This window comes from Paenibacillus sp. OK076, assembly GCF_900110055.1.
In the GTDB taxonomy this organism is placed as follows: Bacteria; Bacillota; Bacilli; order Paenibacillales; family Paenibacillaceae; genus Paenibacillus.
The window spans coordinates 682,889-700,978 of sequence record NZ_FOCH01000001.1 but is presented as its reverse complement, the minus strand read 5'-3'; the positions used below and the strand labels follow the sequence as shown (position 1 = coordinate 700,978).

13 protein-coding genes are annotated in these 18,090 nt (G+C 47.9%); 7 read left to right on the top strand and 6 right to left on the bottom strand.

The features are described from left to right. Positions 1–59: 59 nt before the first annotated feature. The gene (locus BMY78_RS03050) at positions 60–1,220 is read right to left on the bottom strand and encodes a M23 family metallopeptidase (RefSeq protein ID WP_256221928.1); all 1,161 of its coding nucleotides are present in this window, start codon (positions 1,218–1,220) and stop codon (positions 60–62) included. A gap of 218 nt (positions 1,221–1,438) precedes the next feature. Between BMY78_RS03050 and BMY78_RS03045 the strand changes: the two genes are divergently transcribed. From BMY78_RS03045 to thrS, 3 genes are all read left to right on the top strand, one after another. After that, the gene (locus BMY78_RS03045; protein WP_090894550.1) at positions 1,439–2,206 is read left to right on the top strand and encodes a response regulator transcription factor; all 768 of its coding nucleotides are present in this window, start codon (positions 1,439–1,441) and stop codon (positions 2,204–2,206) included. Continuing rightward, a complete protein-coding gene (locus BMY78_RS03040; protein ID WP_090894547.1) occupies positions 2,203–3,963 on the top strand; it encodes a sensor histidine kinase in 1,761 nt (586 codons plus the stop codon). The genes BMY78_RS03045 and BMY78_RS03040 overlap by 4 nt, the downstream gene beginning before the upstream one ends. A gap of 479 nt (positions 3,964–4,442) precedes the next feature. After that, entirely contained in the window at positions 4,443–6,419 is a 1,977-nt protein-coding gene (gene thrS, locus BMY78_RS03035) for a threonine--tRNA ligase (RefSeq protein WP_256221927.1), read from the top strand. Between the two features lie 117 nt (positions 6,420–6,536). Here thrS and BMY78_RS03030 read toward each other — a convergent pair whose 3' ends face one another. After that, positions 6,537–7,400 (bottom strand): SDR family oxidoreductase, encoded by an 864-nt coding sequence (locus BMY78_RS03030; RefSeq protein WP_090894545.1) that lies wholly within the window; start codon positions 7,398–7,400, stop codon positions 6,537–6,539. Positions 7,401–7,528: 128 nt separating this feature from the next. Here BMY78_RS03030 and BMY78_RS03025 point away from each other — a divergent pair, with 128 nt between their 5' ends. Further along, a complete protein-coding gene (locus tag BMY78_RS03025) occupies positions 7,529–8,074 on the top strand; it encodes a hypothetical protein (protein ID WP_090894543.1) in 546 nt (181 codons plus the stop codon). A 78-nt stretch (positions 8,075–8,152) separates the two neighbouring features. Further along, the gene (locus tag BMY78_RS03020) at positions 8,153–8,884 is read left to right on the top strand and encodes an MBL fold metallo-hydrolase (RefSeq protein ID WP_090894541.1); all 732 of its coding nucleotides are present in this window, start codon (positions 8,153–8,155) and stop codon (positions 8,882–8,884) included. Positions 8,885–8,986: 102 nt separating this feature from the next. On the opposite strand, the gene BMY78_RS03015 is transcribed toward BMY78_RS03020, so the two are convergent. Continuing rightward, on the bottom strand, positions 8,987–10,195 hold the full coding sequence (locus BMY78_RS03015; RefSeq protein WP_090894538.1) for a PQQ-dependent sugar dehydrogenase: 1,209 nt from the start codon (positions 10,193–10,195) through the stop codon (positions 8,987–8,989). A 505-nt stretch (positions 10,196–10,700) separates the two neighbouring features. Here BMY78_RS03015 and BMY78_RS03010 point away from each other — a divergent pair. Then, a complete protein-coding gene (locus BMY78_RS03010; RefSeq protein ID WP_090894535.1) occupies positions 10,701–11,789 on the top strand; it encodes a M24 family metallopeptidase in 1,089 nt (362 codons plus the stop codon). 150 nt (positions 11,790–11,939) lie between these two features. Here the strand turns inward: BMY78_RS03010 and BMY78_RS03005 are convergent, their stop codons facing one another. Then, positions 11,940–12,623, bottom strand: coding sequence for a queuosine precursor transporter (locus BMY78_RS03005; protein ID WP_090894533.1), 684 nt, complete (start codon positions 12,621–12,623; stop codon positions 11,940–11,942). Positions 12,624–12,883: 260 nt separating this feature from the next. Continuing rightward, the gene (locus BMY78_RS03000) at positions 12,884–14,281 is read right to left on the bottom strand and encodes an L-cystine transporter (protein ID WP_090894530.1); all 1,398 of its coding nucleotides are present in this window, start codon (positions 14,279–14,281) and stop codon (positions 12,884–12,886) included. A 334-nt stretch (positions 14,282–14,615) separates the two neighbouring features. Between BMY78_RS03000 and BMY78_RS02995 the strand changes: the two genes are divergently transcribed. Continuing rightward, a complete protein-coding gene (locus tag BMY78_RS02995; protein ID WP_090894527.1) occupies positions 14,616–16,316 on the top strand; it encodes a methyl-accepting chemotaxis protein in 1,701 nt (566 codons plus the stop codon). A gap of 221 nt (positions 16,317–16,537) precedes the next feature. Here the strand turns inward: BMY78_RS02995 and BMY78_RS02990 are convergent, their stop codons facing one another. Then, positions 16,538–18,079 (bottom strand): cobyric acid synthase, encoded by a 1,542-nt coding sequence (locus BMY78_RS02990; RefSeq protein WP_090901950.1) that lies wholly within the window; start codon positions 18,077–18,079, stop codon positions 16,538–16,540. Between the last annotated feature and the right edge of the window lie 11 nt (positions 18,080–18,090).

The window sequence follows — 18,090 nt, the reverse complement described above, 5'->3', positions numbered from 1 at the left end:
GTATTATAACGGAGGAAGGAAGTCGACGTCATCCCCCAACATTCGGGTCAACTCCACACTTACTCAGGCAATCCTTGAATTGTATTACCCCGAGTCATCTGCTGGCTCTGATCTGCCCAACGAATGTTAACAGAACGGGAAGTGAATAGATCCGAGCCGTCCGATACCTGAAAATGCAAATGAGCTTCACTGGAATTACCTGAGTTACCCAGCTCTCCAATGAGGTCTCCCTGCTTGACTTTATCCCCTTTTTTGACCGCTACACTGCCTTCCTTGATATGCGCGGTGATGCTGTATTCTCCGTTTCCATGGTCAATGACCACATTGTTACCCGCAGGTTGTTCCGGGTTCATAACACCTGGTATGTTGTCTGGAATATCATTCTTGATATCAACTACAGTTCCGTCCGCAGCTGCATAGAGCGGCTCACCAAAAGCGTAGTAGTTTTCGTTCACCTTCGGATCTCCGTTGTAACTGAAAGCATCTTTGGTCCGAATGATATCTAGCGCATAACGCTGTGTTTCATGCTCGTAATGATAGTTCGACATCACATCATTGCCTCCCCAGAACACATACCATTCACCCTTCATAGGGAACTGAAATTCGGTTTTGGTGAGCTTTTGGTCCGTATCCTCATGTGACTCCAGTGGTTGGATTAACAGCCCTTCAATCTGATTGGCTTCGGTAAAATAGGCTTGAATGCCTTTGGTTCCCGTTTGATCCTTCCAGGCGAACTCGGTTATATCGTTCACTTTGGCATCCACCACTAAATCAAAGGAAGTTACACCCTCAAGGAATTGATCCGCAGACGTTTTAAACTGTTCAAGCGTTAGTGCGTCCTTCAACTCGGGACTCATCTGACTGTAAATGGCATCCTTGGAACCGTTCATTAACGTATCGATGAAATTGTCGGGTGTAATGATGGCGCTCACCTCTGTACCTGAATTCTCTTCCTGATGGGTATTCTCACTCGCTTCGTTGGTATTTGTCGTCTGTCCCTTGGACTGCTGCCCCGCCTGCTCGGATGTAATCGAGTTACTGTTACCGCATGCAGACAACATCACGCAGGCGCCAAGGGTAATGGCAATCAGCCTCCAGCTCTTTCTACGCTGTAATTTCTCAGGTGCCGCATACTCGGATTCCAGCGTATTTTCCCCGCAATTCGAACGCTGCTCCTCTATTTCGCTTCTCTCATGCTGCCTGTTCATTCTCCATCTCATGCTCAACATCCTTTCTGGTGTTCGTTATACTTTCCAGTTAAGTGTACAGACTGAATCTTATCCTTCGTCTAACCCTTCCTTACATGTAGTTAAACTGTGGCGTCTGCAAAGTCTTCATAATTAAGATTCCGTTAAGATAGCTCACACACTACATTACCCTTTCGGATGGTATGATTAGCAATAAACAAATAGGAAGCCCTAGGAGGTCATTACACATCATGGATCACGTCTCCATACTGCTAGTTGATGATGAACAAGCCATTTTACATATGCTCAAAACCGTCCTGCTCAAAGAACAATTTGTAGACATCGACACCGTTACCACTGGAGAAGAGGCGATTACCGCCTGCGAAAATAAAACCTATCACTGTATCGTGCTGGACATCATGCTGCCAGGCAAAAGCGGACTGGAAATCTGTCCCTTTCTGCGGCAGGTGACCGATGCACCAATTCTTTTTTTGACCGCCAAAACAACGGATTATGACAAGTTAACCGGATTCGCCGTTGGCGGCGATGATTATGTCGTTAAACCATTTAATCCACTGGAAGTGGTCGCCCGGATCAAATCACTGCTGAAACGTTATTTACCCACCAAAATAGCGATAACTACATCGGCGACTCTGCCCTCTTCTGACGCAACTTCGTCATCTCCTGCTGTGCAGGGAGGGGTATATGATTTTGGCCGTTTTCAAGTGTTTGAACAAGCCGGTGAGCTTCAGGTTGAGGGGCAGCCCGTAACCTGTCCGGCCCTTGTCTATCAGCTGCTGCTCTTTTTCTGCAAGCATCCCAATCGTATTTTCACCAAATCGGAATTGTATGAGCGTGTATGGGGTTCGGAAGCGATCAGCGATGACAACACCGTTATGGTTCATATTCACCGGATTCGTGAGCGAATTGAAGCTGATCCCTCTAACCCTGCATTTCTCGTCAACGTCCGGGGATTGGGGTACAAACTCATTCAGCCTAACCAAGTGTCACGCGCATGAGTATTCGTCGCAGGTTAATGACCCGGTTTATCGGTATGCTTGCTGGCGCAGTAGTCCTTATCATCCTGTTGGGTTCTGCAGCCACCTATTGGGTCGTTCAAAAGGTTAATGAAGTAAGCTTGGTGGATGACTTCGCTACAAGTGGGCTTGACCAACTGATTAATACCGCAGAAATCATGCCCGATGGTACGGTCCGTTATGATCCCAGGCTGCTGAAACAGGTCGAGAAAAATCAGGGATGGCTTCAGGTTGTGGACGAAAAAGGCTATGTTATTGATGATTTTGATACACCGGATGACGTCCCGAAGCAATACAAGCCTGGAGAATTGATCGCATACTGGGAGGCGAAAAAGCCGTTCCCGTACCAGATTGTCATGCTGATTCGGGAGAAAAACGGCGAGATGTTCACCTTGCTATACGGCGAACGCAATCAGGCCAAATCCTTACTCGATCAAGCCCGTGTGGACAGTCATTACACCAATGGAGAGCTGATGCTGCAGCCCAAACAAGAGGATGCCATTCGTTCCAAAGGTGCCTATCTGCAAATTTTGGACGCTTATGGTCAAGAGCTGGCTTCCTATAATAAACCTGCTATGGACGTCCCTAGCAGTTACAACATACAGGAACTGGCTTTGCGTATTCGTTACCCCAATCGATATGGAATATCGATCGCAACCTTTTACGATGATCAGAATGGCACGACTTGGATGCTCAGTATACCTGTCGATCCAACTGCTACAGGGGATAAAAATCCTTATAACTTTATTTTGACCCCAGTGGTCATCGTGCTGCTCCTCTCCGTTGTCATTTTGCTTATCCTGCTGGCCCTATGGTACGCCAATCGTTTCGGTTCTCCCATGCTGCATATGCTCCAATGGCTCCAGCGTCTGGAACAGGGACATTATGAAGAGCCCACAGGCATTGGCGGCGTACCTCGCAGCCAGCGACGAAATGGCAAATGGAAGCGGAAGTACCACGTTTATGCCGAGGTGCTTCGCTCCATGCAGGCATTATCCGCTACACTGAAACAAGACGAAGAGCTCCGTAAACAGACCGAATCTCTGCGCGAGGATTGGATTGCCGGAATAACGCATGATCTCAAGACACCGCTGTCCTCCATCCAGGGATACGCCCATATGCTTGAAGCACAGAAATATAGCTGGTCCCCGGAAGAAGTGAGGGAATTTGCGAGCATTATGCTGGACAAATCCATGTATATGGACCGACTTGTGAATGACCTTGCTATGACGTACCGATTGCGCAGCGGCGGATACCAGCCACAAGTGGAAGAAACTGACGTAAATACGCTGCTGCATGATCTCGTCCAGCGTGCAGAACGAAACCCGATATATGGAGAGGGGCGTATTGTATTCCGCCCTGCGAAAGTTCCGGTTTACGGCCATGTGCATATTCCTTCGTTTGAACGTATTGTAGATAATCTGACCGCTAATGCCCTTCTGCATAATCCAGCGGAGTCGACATTGACCGTTAGTGTGCATCCAGGTAAGCAGGCGGGTGAGTTCAGTGTTCATTTTGCCGATGATGGACAAGGAATGGACCCGGAACTGGTCTGGAGGCTGTTTGAACGATATTACCGAGGGACGGATACAGGCACATCCGATGTCGGCTCAGGCCTTGGTATGGCCGTAACAAAAGGCTTAATTGAAGCGATGAAGGGTCGTATTGAAGTACAATCGACTTCTGGTGAGGGTACTGTCATTCGATTAATATGGGATGGACAATCAGAACAGGGGTAAAAAACATTCCGCTTGACCTTTTCATTTTCAATCTATATAATCGACACTCAATAACACCTGTTCCAACATTTTGATATGGACTTGAACGATATTAAGATCAATTTAATGGATATCGATTTTGCATATTTGGCGATGACCAGAGACAAGATTCCGTTTGCGTGCTGCCCAGAGAGAGAAGGGATTGGTGAAACCTTCTTCAGCGAACGGACCGGAATTACCCCTCTGCAGCCGTGACCTCGAACATCAGCTTTTCGGTCTTCTTCCCGGATTCCGGACAAAGCTGTCAGTAGAGTTCACCGCCTGATCCCCGATAACGGATTCCAATGAGGGTTATGATGTTTCTTTTTTTGCGGCGGCTGGTCGTGTTCAGGAGCATTCATAACCAAATTAGGGTGGAACCACGAGCTGAGCGCACTCGTCCCTTTTCCGGGACGGGTGTTTTTTGCGCTTCAAATTTTGAATATTGGAGAGTGGTTCACATGAATAATCCGAATAATAACAGTCAATCCAGCAACCAATCGAATGACCAACAGCAAACTCTACATCCGATTGAAATTCGCCTGCAAGGCGGAGCTGTACGTTCTTACGACGCAGGCATCACTGTAGGAGCGGTCGCCTCATCCATCAGCACAAGTCTGGGTAAACAAGCCATCGGCGGAATCGTAAATGGTAAGAATGTCGATCTCGACTGGGGACTTGAGCAAGATTGTGAACTCGTCATCGTTACTTTGGACAGCGCGGAAGGTCTGTATCGTTACCGACACAGCACAGCTCATGTACTCGCGCAGGCTCTCAAACGCATCTACGGTGCAGAACAAGTGAAGCTGGGCATCGGGCCAGTCATTGAAGATGGATTCTATTACGATGTTGATCTGGAGCATGCTCTATCGATCAGTGATTTGGCTGCCATTGAGCAAGAAATGAACAACATCATAAAAGAAAATGAAAAGATTAGCCGCCGGGTAGTTAGCCGGGAGGAAGCACTTCGCATCTTTGGAGAGATTCAGGACCCATATAAGCTTGAACTCATTCAGGATTTACCGGAGGACGCTGAGCTTTCGATTTATGACCAAGGAGAGTTCTTCGATCTATGTCGCGGCCCACATCTTCCTTCCACTGGTCGGATCAAAGCATTCAAACTGCTGAATGTGGCTGGTGCATACTGGCGCGGCAACTCGGACAATAAAATGCTGCAGCGCATCTACGGCACTGCTTTCCCAAGCAAAGCCCAATTGGATGAACATCTGCACATGCTGGAAGAAGCGAAGAAACGGGATCACCGCAAACTGGGCAAGGAGCTTGAACTGTTCATGTTCTCCGAAGAAGCACCCGGTATGCCGTTCTATCTGCCCAAAGGCATGACTGTCCGTACAGAACTGGAGCAATTCTCCCGTGAACTGCAGCTACAGGAAGGCTATCAGGAAGTTCGCACTCCCCTCATGATGAACAACCGGCTGTGGGAGCAATCGGGTCACTGGGAGCATTACAAGGACAATATGTATTTCTCGGAAGTGGACGATGCGACTTTTGCCCTGAAACCTATGAACTGCCCGGGTCACATGCTGATTTTCAAAAATACACTCCATTCCTATCGTGAGCTGCCGATTCGTATGATGGAATTCGGTCAGGTGCACCGCCATGAATTCTCAGGCGCTCTGAACGGCATGATGCGGGTGCGGACATTCTGTCAGGATGATGCCCATCTCTATGTGATGCCAGAGCAGATCGAGGAAGAGATTAATCAGGCGATTTCATTGATCGGACGTATGTACGACATCTTTGGATTTGAGTACAATATTGAGTTGTCCACTCGTCCGGAAGATTCCATGGGATCGCAAGAGCTGTGGGATCAAGCAGAAAGCGCATTGCAGAATGTACTTGATCGGCGCGGTGTGAAATACCGTATTAACGAGGGTGATGGTGCCTTTTACGGTCCGAAAATTGACTTCCACATTCTCGATGCACTGAAGCGCAGCTGGCAGTGCGGAACAATTCAGCTTGATTTCCAAATGCCCGAGAAGTTCGATCTCACTTATATTGGCGAGGATAGCCTGAAACACCGTCCTGTCGTGATCCACCGTGCCATCTATGGTTCAATTGATCGGTTCATCGGCATCCTGACTGAACATTATGCAGGTGCGTTCCCGCTCTGGCTCGCGCCCGTGCAAGTGAAGCTGCTGCCAGTGTCAGATCATTACGCAGATTATGCGCTTCAGGTTCAGAGCCAGCTGCGGGCTGCCGGTATTCGGGTAGAAACAGACTTGCGCAGTGAGAAGCTCGGCTACAAAATCCGTGAAGCTCAGATGGAAAAAGTGCCTTACTCGCTCGTACTCGGGGAAAATGAGAAAAATGCCTCATCCGCCTCTGTCCGTGCATACGGTCAGGGCGATCAAGGCATTCAGCGCATTGAAGCATTTATGGAGCTGATTCAGCAAGCTGTGAAGGCCAAAGCCTGAGCGCTTAATCAGGAATCGGCTGAAACTTAACGTTAGAGGCAGCCCGTTAATATGGAAAACGGTCGCCTCTAATTCTGTCGCAAGGATGCAGGCTCTTCTGCTTCGAACAGTCAGTAATTACAATTTCTCTTCGGGTCTAAGTCCAACTTGCTCTTCGCTCCATGTCCAGAAACGCTCAGCGGCTGCAACATCCAGCGCATGGGCTTTCAACTCCTGGTCCTTTTGTTGATAGTAGTAACGCCCGGTTACCCCGGCGACTTCAGGGCTTGTGGCGAGATAGATGGCCGTTTGTGCCCCTTCTTTAGGTGAAAGGAAAAACGGCAGCTTGCCCACCAAAGCCATAATACGAGTGCCAAAACCGGTATTACGGTCTACGCCAATACTTGTGCCCACCGCACCGGGATGAAGACAATTCACGGTGATTCGGGTATCCGCTAATTTACGGGCCAGTACACGGGTGAACAACACGTTAGCCAGCTTGGATTGGGCGTAACTTTTGATTGGATTGTAGCCTTTGTGCAGATGGGGATCTTCGAAATGGATTTTGCCGGCTTTGTAAGCACCAGACGAAACATTTACAATACGCCCCTGCTTCGCAGACTTCAAAGGTTCGATCAGGAGTAAGGTCAGCAGAAAATGTCCAAGATGGTTAATACCGATGGCTTGTTCGAAACCGTCGGAGGTTTCCTGGCGTTTCAACATAACGACACCCGCATTATTAACGAGAACGTCAAGTGTGTCGTAACGCTCACGGAAGAATTGGGCAAAATGGCGGATGCTCTCCAGTGACCCCAGGTCACACAGCATCAGTTCAATCGCAGTTGAGCCGGACTGACGCAGCGCCTCCTCCAGTGCCTGCTGTCCGCGCTTCTCGCTGCGGCACGCCATAATCACGTGATACCCTTGCCTTGCAAGTTCAATGGTGGTTGCCAGACCCATGCCTGAGTTGGCTCCCGTAACAATGGCTGTTGGAATGGACATCAGGTACTTCCCTTCTGAACCAGAGGTTCTTCATATTTTGGAACACTCGTCTTCTTGTTTCTTAGCACTACTGACGTCAATATGAGATAATCAAAAGATCACATATTGGTCTTATAGGGAGGATACGTATGCTAACCAAAGAAGACTTCAAGAAACTGAAAAAAGAAGCGAAACTTGAAATTGCACTCATCGAACAGGAAGTTCAAAATCTCCAGCAAAAGACAGACTCATCCCTGTATGAAAAAGATAAACTGTGGAACGATGAAGAGATTGGTGAGCTTACCCAAAAACGGAAAGAGCGAAAATATAGTTCATGGACAATTGAATTATGCACGATTATTGAAGACCTGCTAAATCAACTATACCAGCAAACGTATCAAAAAAATTTTAATTCGATCCAGCTGATGAAAACTCCTGCATACCGTTCATTATCCAATATCGAGATCCTTCAAGCTGAATTGAAAATCCAGCATCTTTCCCTGAAATCGGGTGAAGAGAAATTGGAAGAAGAAATAGCCAAAGTGTTTCAACTAAGAAATAAACTTATTCACTCCAACTTTTCTTATGCTTCCATCTTGAGAGAACATCATGATGCAAATCAAGAGTTTGAATCCACCCTGGATACGGTGAAGAAGTATAGAAAATACTTGAAATATAATCAGCCAGAGAACTAACGAATGCATGATAACCACAACATGTAAAATGGTCCTACACAATAAAGGAGGTGCTCCGGGTTCGATCCGGAAATAAATATGAACAAACCATCCATGGATATTACGGTTCTAAATCTTCATATTGTTACACCTGCGGGTAAAAACCCGATCTATCCTGTCATGTTGCGCGATGAAGATGGTATTACGCTTGTGGATACTGGCATGATTGGCCAATTCGCCGAACTTCAGTCCGCACTGGAGCATGAAGGCGTTCAGCTATCTGATATCAAGCGCATTATTTTAACACATTCTGATATAGACCACATGGGAAACCTTAGTGCCCTGGTGAATGCTGTTCCGGAAGTAGAAATCTGGGCACATAGCGATGAAATTCCGTATATCACGGGCAAAGAGCCCATGATCAAGTTCACACCAGAACGCAAAGCGTTGCTGCCTAAACCTATAGCGGAGCTGGCGGAACAATTGATCTCACAGCGGACTGAGTTCAAAATATCCAAAGTGTTAGAGGACGGTGACATGCTGCCCCTACAAGGCGGCATCCAGGTCATTCATACACCAGGGCACACCCCAGGACATATCTGCCTGTACTTCCGGGAGCAACAATTCCTGCTCGCTGCGGATGAATTGCGTGTGGTCGACGATGAATTGGAAGGTCCTTCTCCACCTGCAACACCGGACATGCCTGAAGCACTGCGCAGCTTGAAAAGATTGCTTGGCCTGAAGCTGGAGAAGGTGCTTTGTTACCATGGTGGTGAGTTTACCGATGAGCCCAGTAAGCGCATTGCTGAACTCGCGGAAAGCGCGGACTAATTGGTATCTGCAACCTAAGCTATATTTACGTAAATATTGAAGCGAAGGGGCTGTCCCATACGTCATGAACATGGCGGGACAACCCCTTTTCTATTGTAAATGTTACAGTTTCGGCGTCAGAACGATTAATTGGTCATCTCCATCACGCGGAGATCCCCTGCCATCCCAGTTGTTCGTCAGCACATATAACTTCCCGTCTTCTCCGGCAGTCACATTACGAATACGTCCCCACTCGTTCTTAAAAATCGGCTCCACCTGCGTTACTTGTGTACCGTCTTCGGAAAGAGTAATTTTGAGCAGTTGTTCACCCCGCAGATTGGCAGCAAGCAGTGATCCGGCCCACGGACCTTCCTCAATAAAGGCTACACCTGATGGTGCCCATGTTTCATCTCCACTATGGGCAAGCGGAGCCTGATATGTGCCGTTGTCATCATCGTCTCCCTCCACCTCAGGCCAGCCATAATTCTCACCAGCTTCAATCCGGTTTATTTCATCAAAATTACGCTGACCATGCTCTGTGGCATACAGATAGCCATTGTCCGGGTTCCAAGCCAGGCCCTGTGCGTTCCGATGCCCTATACTGTACACAGGTGAATTAGGCCAAGGGTTATCTTCTGGGATCGATCCGTCGAGACCAATCCGCAATATTTTGCCACCCAAGCTATCTTCGTTCTGGGCCAGCTCCGGTTCATAGCGTTCACCTGTCGTAATATAGAGCAGATTGTCCGGGCCAATCTTGATCCGTCCTCCATTGTGATTCACCCCACCAGGAATGTCACTGAGCAGCTCCTTGTCTATGGTCGCCTTCCCATCACTCACCTTCAAGCGCAACACCCGATTGGCAATGTCACCATCACCTTCCAGATAGGAATGGTATGCATACATATAGCCGTTATCATTAAAATCCGGATCAGCAGCAAGTCCAAGCAGGCCGCCTTCCCCCTCTTCATTAAACGGAGCAGCAAATTCAATCAGAGGTTCAGATGCCAACTCTCCGCTTTCGATGACCCGAATGGTACCCGGTCGCTCTGTTACAAACATCCGTCCATCAGGCACGCTTACCAACTCCCAAGGTACATTGAGTCCTTCGACTAGCACGGAGGCTTCGTAAGGAATTACAGCATTCTCATCTGTTTCCTCTTCCCCACCACTCGCACCGTTATTACCACCTTCCGCTGTCTGGCCCTGACCTGTACCCTGTCCTTGTGATGTCTGCTGCGCTTCTGTCGCCGGGTCACCCGAAGCACAGGCCGTTAGCAACGCCAAACTGAGTAACGAAGCATATAACGGAACGCTTAGTCGATTATTCATGAGTACGTCTCCCTTCTAATGTGTTTGTTATATCGTGTAATCCTGGCTTCAAGGACCGTCCATTTCTAAAGTAAGTAAATAAGTAAGTTAAGCAAGTAAGCAAGCAAATTAGCAAACCTACGCGGTTTCGCCCTGTATTACCCTCCCCACCTGCCGCTTAAACGGGTAGTTAACGCTAATTTTCGGTCATCATGCTGCTTCCCATTTGGATTTCCCCGACATTCTTCTATAATAGAAAGAAGATATATAAATTGAACTAAATATTTACACGAGAACGGAGAGGACAGAAATAACCTGAAGAAGCGAAGTGTTCGCCTAAAAGCTGTCTGAAAGAAAGCTGCATCGGAAGCATACGCTATCCCCGGATTTTACCCCTTGAAAAAGATAATCCAAAAAAATCTGGGGATAACAGCGATCGGAAGGTTGTTCTGTCATCGGAGTGGCAAGTGTAAATATTATTTAGTTCAATTTATGTAGAACGAATGAAAGGTGGAAAACTACACTCATGAATCAAACTCCTTTATCCCGGCTGGAAGCGGGTCTGTCTACAAAAGGATTAGACGCCATGCTGATTACAGATCCGAAACATATTTACTATTTAACAGGTTTTGCGAGTAATCCGCATGAGCGTTTCCTCGGGCTTGTCCTTGCACGCGGCGAAGATCCGCTGTTGATCGTGCCTGCACTCGACGAGGAAGCTGCCGCTGCCGCTTCTTCGGTATCCAACATTGCCACACATTCCGATACGGACAATCCTTACGCCTTATTTGAGCGTTATCAAGGACGTCTGGGCCGCGTAGGTCTCGAAAAAGAATACGTGACTGTTGCACGTTATGAACAGTTGACCGCCGCTCTTGGTGCTGCCAACTTTGAAGATGTCGGTCCTCTGCTTCGCACCTTGCGTGTGAAAAAGACACCGGATGAAGTCGCTCGCATTCGCCACGCCATTCATCTGATCGAGGAGACGCTTCGCCAAGGACTGTCCCACGTTCGTACGGGCGTATCCGAAATTGAACTGGTTGCCGAAATGGAATACCAGATGAAAAAACTGGGTGCAGACAGCCCTTCCTTCGATACGATGGTGCTCACTGGACCCAAAACAGGCTTGCCGCACGGCACACCAGGTGAACGCAAATTGCAGCATGGTGATCTGTTGATGTTTGATATGGGTGTCTACGCTGGTGGGTATGCATCAGATATTACGCGTACATTTGCCTTTGGTGACATTTCACCTGAACTTAAAACCATCTATAACACCGTGCTCGCAGCAAACGAAGCTGCCATTCGTGCAGTTAAGCCAGGCGTCACCTGTGCGGATATTGACCGTGCAGCACGCCAGGTTACGGAAGAAGCCGGATACGGCGAACGCTTCTTGCACAGAGTTGGACATGGAATGGGCATTGACGTGCATGAGTATCCTTCCCTGCACGGGCAGAACATGGACATTCTGGAGGAAGGTACAGTATTTACGATTGAGCCTGGCATCTATACTGGCGCAGGCGGTGTGCGTATCGAGGATGATGTACTTGTGACAGAAACTGGCGTTGAGGTGCTGACGTCCTATCCGAAGGAGCTGCAAATTCTGACGGACTAATCCTTTTTGGGATCACCATACTACCCAGCCAGCTCCTCCTAAAGAAAATATGATGCCATAACAAAAATGTCCCGCGAAACCATGAATGCATGGCTTTGCGGGACATTTTTCTTTTGTTCTTCAGATTTTGCCGTCTGCATAACAGAGAATCTAGGCTTCGTCCTTGAATTTAAAGCTGCGTGCAGCATATAGAAACGGCGTTCCTACCGCGGTCAATACAAATTTGATGACGTACGTCGTCAAGAAAATTTCAAGCCAGACGTTCCATGGATAGATGAAGGCAAACGCAATCGTGCAGAATACCAGCGTATCCGCAAACGAACTGATGATCGAGCTGCCGTTGGTACGTATCCACAACTGATTGCGCCCTGGCGCCACCTTGCGCAGCCAAGTGTACAGTCGTACGTCCAGAAACTGGCTAATGAAATAGGCTGTCAGACTTCCGAGTGCCAGACGTGGCAGCAAACCAAACAGCTTCACCATCGAATCCTGTGCAAAGTCCGTCGACGCCGGTTCAAAGAACAATACCATCTGCATCAGCACTGTCGTCATGATCAATGTGAAGAACCCGAACCATACGGCTTTACGTGCCTCACCCGGTCCATACTTCTCATTGAGCAGATCACTCGTCAGGTACATGCTAACATACATCGTATTGCCCAGCGTTAGAACGATACCCATAATATCTATCGTTTTGGTCACCTGTATATTGGCAATAACTGTTGCCACACCGATCCAGGCATAAAGACCCTTTTTACCGAACAAGCGGTAACATAAAAGAAAAAAGCCATACGTTACGAGAACAAAAAGCGCTCCCCATCCTAAATTAAACAATATAAATACACTGCCTTCCTAGTTTTGATTACGCGGGATGGTTACGAACCGCGGTTTGGCTCTGGGCCAAAACATGAATACTCTATCACATTTCCCCAAAGTTGAACAGCACTAAATAACTACAACTGGCTTCAAGTGATATTTACGGTATGCCCTAAGGATGCTAAAAAGCAAAAAGCCGCCCTCCGGATTAACCCGAAGAACGGCTGCTCTTGTATGGCTTGTGGCTGTATCTGCCATCCGCCTATTATGAATCTGAATTACACCTGAACGGCGGAATCCAGATCACGGCTTTGATCATTGAATGTATCCTGATCGTTTTCTTTCAAAATTTTGCTGGATACGAGACCTGCGGTCATCGAATCGTTCACGTTCAGCGCCGTACGGCCCATGTCGATGAGCGGTTCAACCGAGATCAGCAAGCCTGCCAAGGCTACCGGCAGGTTCATCGTGGACAACACGATCAGAGAAGCGAAGGTTGCCCCGCCGCCTACACCGGCTACGCCGAATGAACTGATCACGACTACCAGGATCAGAGTAATAATGAAATCCCAGCTCATCGGGTCAATCCCGACCGTAGGAGCAATCATGACCGCCAGCATGGCCGGATAGATCCCGGCGCAGCCGTTTTGACCAATCGTAGCACCAAAGCTTGCCGACAAGTTCGCAATCCCGTCCGAAACACCCAATCTCTTCGTTTGTGTCTCCACGTTAAGCGGAATCGCTGCCGCACTTGAACGGGAAGTAAAAGCAAAGATCAGTGTTGGCAGAACCTTTTTCACATACGTAATTGGATTGAAGCCAAACAGTGAAATAATAATCAGGTGGATGATGAACATAACGATCAACGCCACGTAGGAAGCAATGACGAATTTGATCAGCTTCAGAATCTCATCCGGGTTCGTTGTGGCGGTTACTTTCGTAATCAGCGCCAAAATCCCGTAAGGGGTCAGCCTCAGCACCAGCGTTACAATCCGCATAACCACCGCATATACCGCATTGACCATGCCGCGGAATGTTTCCGCCTGCTGTGGTTTTTTGCGATCCAATCCGAGCACTGCCACACCAATAAAGGCCGAGAAAATAACAACAGCCAGCGTGGATGTACGACGTTCTCCGGTCATGTCCGCGAATGGATTCGACGGAATGAACTCCAGTACTTGCTGTGGAATCGTCTGATCCTTCACATCAACGAGACGTTCTTCCATCTTCTGGCCTTGTGCAAGCTCTCGGTCTCCACCTTCGATCTCAATGGAAGTCAGATTGAAGCTCAAGCTCGTCACAATACTTACACTTGCGGCAATCGCTGTCGTGATGAGCAGGATTGCGATAATCGAAAGGCTCATTTTACCGAGATTTTGCTTGCCTTTCAGATTCATGATAGCCGAAATGATGGAAACCATGATCAATGGAATCACGACCATTTGTAACAAACGAACATATCCTGAACCGGCCAGATTAAACCAATCGACCGACTTGGTAATGATGTCAGAATCAGATGTGTAGATCAATTGCAGAATGACGCCGTATACGACCCCAATGCCCAAACCCGCAAACACACGCTTGGTAAAAGAAACATGTTTCTTCTGCATCCAGAACAGGACACCCAGAAGAGCGAGCATAACCACGACGTTCAAAATGATTAAAAAGGTATTCATCTGTATAAATCCTCCTCAGTGTGAGTAACCGGATATCCCGGTTTTCTACTCGCTCAAAAGCGATATCCAACAATATATCACATAACAAACTATTCTGGTAGGTATTAATTGATATTATGTAATATGCGTGTAACAAATTCATCTATTTCTGAAAAAAATACACTGAATCGTGAAAATTATTGTATTCAACCTCCGGTTAATTTTGTAATATAGGTATATCCGCTTATTCCCAAGTTTTCTCAACGTGAAAATTAGGCCTTTCTTCGTTGGTATTTAGTCTTACGATAACGGAAAAGCGATAATGTTAATGAACATGACGTGAAAGGATGATTCTATGTTTCGAAATCGCACCGTTGCCGGTAAAATCAGAGGCACGCTGTTCCTCGTACTGCTGGTTGCTTCCTTGTTGTTTAGTATCAGTTTCTATGCTGTCTCCATGAATATTATGCAGAGCTACGTGCTTCCACAGTTCGACAAGGTCCTGAGCACGTCCATTCAGGATATATACAAGAACACATCCGCTTCTAAAATTTTGCAAGTACAGAGTGGCGGAGCCGGATCTGAGGGTGCTGCACTGACTGTGGAATCCTATCTGGCTGGCAAAGCCAAAGAGCATAATTTGGACGGAGCCTACGTTGTGTCCATTCAGGATGGTAAAGCTGTCGTTGTCATCGCGAATACCTCCTCGGGCATGAAAGCCGGAGATGAAATTAAAGTAGAAACAGCAATGAATGAGGCCACTGAGAAAAAAGAAATGGAAATCAGCCAGGTTTATGCCGATTCCTTCGGTGTACATAAAGCAGCCTTTATACCGATCGCAGGAAGTAACATGATCATGGCTGTTAGCATGGATGCCCAATTCATTCAGGACAAAATTGCACAGATCTTCTGGTTGTGCCTCGGTATCACAGCATTGGTCTTTGTGCTCGGATGGCTCATCTCGACTAGCATGATCAAACGTGTAACCAAACCGATCATCAAGCTCGTTCAACATAGCAAACAGATATCACAAGGAGATCTGACTGCTGAACTTCAGATTAAAGGTAAGGATGAAATTGCACAGCTCGCTTCAAGCTTCCAGACGATGACTCATAATCTGAAAGAAATGATTAGCCGCGCCCTCTCTACATCCAATGAAGTTGTAGAAGGCTCCAATGATTTGCTCAAACGGGTAGAATCCATGTCCGGTATGGTGAAAGACTCCAGTCGTTCTGCAGAAAGTGCCGAGAAAGGCAGCGTAAGCATCGCTTCCAGCGCAGCCGAAAATGCAAGAGCCATGGAAGAAATCACACAAGGCATTATGCATATTGCTTCCTCTTCTGCCGAAGTATCGGAGCAGATCGGAGATGCTGCGAACGAAGCTGTTAACGGTAACCGACTGGCACAGGATGCCATTCAGCAAATGGAACGTGTCGGCCAGACCGCAAGCGAATCTCTGCGTTACGTCGAAACAATGAACGAGCGCTCGATCGCTATAGGGACCATCGTTCAATCCATTTTTGAAATCACGAAACAGATTAACATGCTGTCCCTCAACGCTTCCATTGAAGCAGCTCGTGCGGGAGAACATGGACGCGGATTCGCCGTTGTGGCCGGAGAAGTACGCAAACTGGCGGAGCAATCCAAGACAGCTACAGAGGAAATCTCCGATTACCTGGGTACCATCCGCGAAGATGCTGAACGTTCCGTTGATGCCATGAATCGTGTAACCCAAGAGATTGGATCAGGTACTCATGTGGTTCAACAGGCAGGCTCCGCGTTCCAGCAGCTTAACGAATTAATTCAGAACGTTAATCTGACCATTCAGACGGTATCGGCCTCTACCCAGCAAGTATCTGCTGGAGCTGAACAAGTCAGTGCTTCCGTGGAAGAAACGGCTCAGATCACGTCCAAGTCCCGTCAAAGCATGCAGGAGATTGCTTCTACAGCGGATCTCCAACTGAATGAGATGGATTCCCATTCCAGCACCGTACGTCATCTGCATGAACAAGCGGTAGAACTGCAATCCGCCATGAAGAACTTCAAAATAAACTAATCGGAATACCTTTAACCCATTATTTCCATTTTCGAATCAAACTTAACATTAGATACTCAAATACCCCCATGCTCAGCATCGTTCCAGATTTCAGGGAACGTTGCCAAGCGTGGGGGTATTCTTTTGGACTGCTTATTATATAAATTGAACTAATGTATATTTACACGCGCCACTCCGATGACAGAACAACCTTTCGATCGCTGTTACCCCGAGCAGTTTTTTTATTCAGGCGCCTGAACGCCTATAATCTCGTATACACGCTGCATATCCAATGAAGAACGTAATGATTCAGCTACACGGTCGAACTCCATTTCCTTGCGTTCACGTGCGCTGTACGTCTCCAGCAATGGAGAAAGCCCTTTTCCTTCACGCAGACCATTGAGCCATGAACGCCGGAACTGATCACTTTCAAACAAACCATGCAGGTATGTTCCCCACACTTTGCCGTCAATTGTGCCCCAGCCTTCATTGAAGGATTGACCTCCCGGATGGGCGATTTCGAACAAGGCCGTTACACGTTCAGGCTCAAGACACTCGGTAACACCCATATGAATCTCGTATCCATTAATCGGCAACGAGCTTGCTGCATCGCTTTCCTTGGGCAAACGAATTGGATGAAGACCGTGTACATGCCCGGAGGCTCTTACCGTTTGTTTGTTCTGCAGAAAGGTTGTCGATAGGGGCAGCCATCCCAATCCATGGGCTTCCTGTATCTGATTCGCTTCTACCGCAAATGGATCTTTGAGATGCTGACCGAGCATCTGATATCCACCACATATCCCGACAAGCTGAACATGTTCACGCTCCGTCTGGCTGGCAATCGCTTGCTCCAGTCCTGACGCACGCAGAAAAGCCAGATCTCCAATCGTGTCCTTCGTACCCGGAAGCAGAATGGCGTCAGGATGTCCCAGTTCATCAGGAGAAGTCACGTATCGCACACTCACATCCGGTTCTCGGGAAAGAGCATCAAAGTCTGTAAAGTTGGAAATACGCGGATAGCGAATTACCGCAAGGTCCAGCTCCTGCTGACCGGATTTGCCATGTCGCATGGAGTCCAGCACCACGGAGTCTTCCGCTTCAATCTGAATATCACTTATGTAAGGCAATACGCCCAATACAGGTATGCCTGTCCGTTCTTCAAGCCAGTCCAACCCAGGCTGCAGCAAGGAAAGATCTCCACGAAACTTGTTGATGATGAATCCTTTTACACGCTGAACCTCATGCGGCTCCAGCAGCTCCAGTGTACCTACAATGGAGGCAAAGACGCCGCCACGATCAATATCCGAGATCAGAATAACCGGAGCATCCGCCCAGCCCGCCAGATTCATATTAACGATATCCCGATCCTTCAAATTAATCTCTGCAGGACTTCCCGCACCTTCCATCAGCACGATATCATACGTCGCGCGCAACCGATTCAGTGCATCCATGACCGTTTGTTTGGCTTCAGGCAGGAAATGCTGCCGGTAGTCCCATGCACTCATCTGTGTAAGAGGCACACCGTGCACGACAATCTGGGAATGCATATCCCGAACCGGCTTGATCAGGATCGGATTCATATCCGTTGTTGCTTCAATGCCGCATGCCTCGGCTTGCGCCCCCTGGGCTCTTCCAATTTCCTTGCCGTCTTCTGTGACGTAAGAATTCAGCGCCATGTTCTGTGATTTGAACGGAGCCGGCCTGAAGCCATCATGCTTGAATATTCGGCATAAGGCCGTTGTAATCACGCTTTTTCCCACATCCGATGCTGTCCCTTGCAGCATTAATACGGCCG

Excerpts from the sequence above, each read along its gene's own strand:
- BMY78_RS03045 (WP_090894550.1), top strand. The coding sequence starts at position 1,439 with ATGGATCACGTCTCCATACTGCTAGTTGATGATGAACAAGCCATTTTA.
- BMY78_RS03025 (WP_090894543.1), top strand. The coding sequence starts at position 7,529 with ATGCTAACCAAAGAAGACTTCAAGAAACTGAAAAAAGAAGCGAAACTT.
- BMY78_RS03000 (WP_090894530.1), bottom strand. The coding sequence starts at position 14,281 with ATGAATACCTTTTTAATCATTTTGAACGTCGTGGTTATGCTCGCTCTT.
- BMY78_RS03040 (WP_090894547.1), top strand. The coding sequence starts at position 2,203 with ATGAGTATTCGTCGCAGGTTAATGACCCGGTTTATCGGTATGCTTGCT.
- BMY78_RS03030 (WP_090894545.1), bottom strand. The coding sequence starts at position 7,400 with ATGTCCATTCCAACAGCCATTGTTACGGGAGCCAACTCAGGCATGGGT.
- BMY78_RS02995 (WP_090894527.1), top strand. The coding sequence starts at position 14,616 with ATGTTTCGAAATCGCACCGTTGCCGGTAAAATCAGAGGCACGCTGTTC.
- BMY78_RS03015 (WP_090894538.1), bottom strand. The coding sequence starts at position 10,195 with ATGAATAATCGACTAAGCGTTCCGTTATATGCTTCGTTACTCAGTTTG.
- BMY78_RS03020 (WP_090894541.1), top strand. The coding sequence starts at position 8,153 with ATGAACAAACCATCCATGGATATTACGGTTCTAAATCTTCATATTGTT.
- BMY78_RS03010 (WP_090894535.1), top strand. The coding sequence starts at position 10,701 with ATGAATCAAACTCCTTTATCCCGGCTGGAAGCGGGTCTGTCTACAAAA.
- thrS (WP_256221927.1), top strand. The coding sequence starts at position 4,443 with ATGAATAATCCGAATAATAACAGTCAATCCAGCAACCAATCGAATGAC.
- BMY78_RS03050 (WP_256221928.1), bottom strand. The coding sequence starts at position 1,220 with ATGAGATGGAGAATGAACAGGCAGCATGAGAGAAGCGAAATAGAGGAG.
- BMY78_RS02990 (WP_090901950.1), bottom strand. The coding sequence starts at position 18,079 with ATGCTGCAAGGGACAGCATCGGATGTGGGAAAAAGCGTGATTACAACG.